The organism is Cellulosimicrobium sp. EB106-03-01-XG111 (genome assembly GCF_058792115.1).
Genome location: NZ_JBYTEQ010000014.1, coordinates 1 through 617 on the forward strand (window position 1 = coordinate 1; position 617 = coordinate 617).

The 617-nt window shown below is 67.3% G+C and carries 1 protein-coding gene; it reads right to left on the reverse strand.

What is annotated here, in order from left to right; all coding sequences use genetic code 11:
- The coding region (locus AC3WT4_RS12240; RefSeq protein ID WP_492315555.1) for a ClpX C4-type zinc finger protein at positions 1–405 on the reverse strand (405 nt) is incomplete at its 3' end.
- Positions 406–617: the final 212 nt, after the last annotated feature.

Genomic DNA, 617 nt, shown 5'->3' on the forward strand with positions numbered 1-617 from the left:
CTGCGCCAGATACGTCTTGCCCGTCCCCGTCGGACCGATCAACAAGATGTTCGACTTCGCCAGCTCCACGAAGTCCGCGTCGTCGGGGTTCGACGGCTTGGCCTGCTCCCCCGCCTGCACGCGCTTGTAGTGGTTGTAGACCGCGACGGCCAGGGCCCGCTTCGCGGCGTCCTGGCCGATGACGTACTGCTCGAGGAACTCGAAGATCTCCTTGGGCTTGGGCAGCTCCGTGAGGCCGAGCTCCGTCGCCTCGGCGAGCTCCTCCTCGATGATCTCGTTGCAGAGGTCGATGCACTCGTCGCAGATGTACACGCCGGGGCCCGCGATGAGCTTCTTGACCTGCTTCTGCGACTTGCCGCAGAACGAGCACTTCAGCAGGTCGGCACCGTCTGAGATACGAGCCACTACGCGTCTCCTTGTCCCGGTGCCCGGTCCTCCGGCCGTCGGGTTCGACGGCTCAGGGCCCGGGCACGGCCGAGCGGGTCCTGCTCCCCATTCCACACCACGGGGCCCCCGTTGTCAGGTGGGCTCTCCGCACGGGGCGCGAACGTGTCGCGCCGCCGGCCCCGAGGGGACCTGTCTCTTCTACACACCTGACGCTGCCGACGATGCCCACT